At 38.1% G+C, this 431-nt stretch carries 1 protein-coding gene; it reads right to left on the reverse strand.

The annotated features are described in order from the left end of the window. Positions 1-320, reverse strand: a 320-nt coding sequence (locus tag A6E03_RS18400) for an HAD family hydrolase (protein ID WP_065601484.1), incomplete at its 3' end; no start/stop codon positions are given. Positions 321-431: the final 111 nt, after the last annotated feature.

The following is a 431-nucleotide window of genomic DNA, read 5'->3' on the forward strand; positions in this document are numbered from 1 at the left end:
GGTTCAACACCTAACTTATTCGTTATTCTTTGATAAAATGCAGAACTACCTTTTGATAAGCCAATATTTGACTTACAAAAGTAGCCTGAAATGAATTGAGACAACCCGACTCGTTCAAATGCCAATTCAATATCATGAACATTGGAATCATCAGCACCAGTTGCCACATAAAGCAAATGTCCTTTCTTGGATAACGAAGCTAACATTTCCAAAGCACCATCTACGGCTTGAACTGTTTCCCAATCACACATTTTTCCTTGTGTATTTGGAAAATCGACCATTAAAGTGTCACCCCAATCGAACAGATAAGCTTTTTTCATAATGCCTCCTTGCATATAACGCCTGCATAACACGTTTACTACTATACGATTATACTTAATATTGACGCCCTAAAACGATAAACACTCGGCAACCTGAGATGCCGAGTGTAG

Origin of the sequence: Aliivibrio sp. 1S128 (assembly GCF_001691065.1) — a bacterium.
GTDB lineage: Bacteria > Pseudomonadota > Gammaproteobacteria > Enterobacterales > Vibrionaceae > Aliivibrio.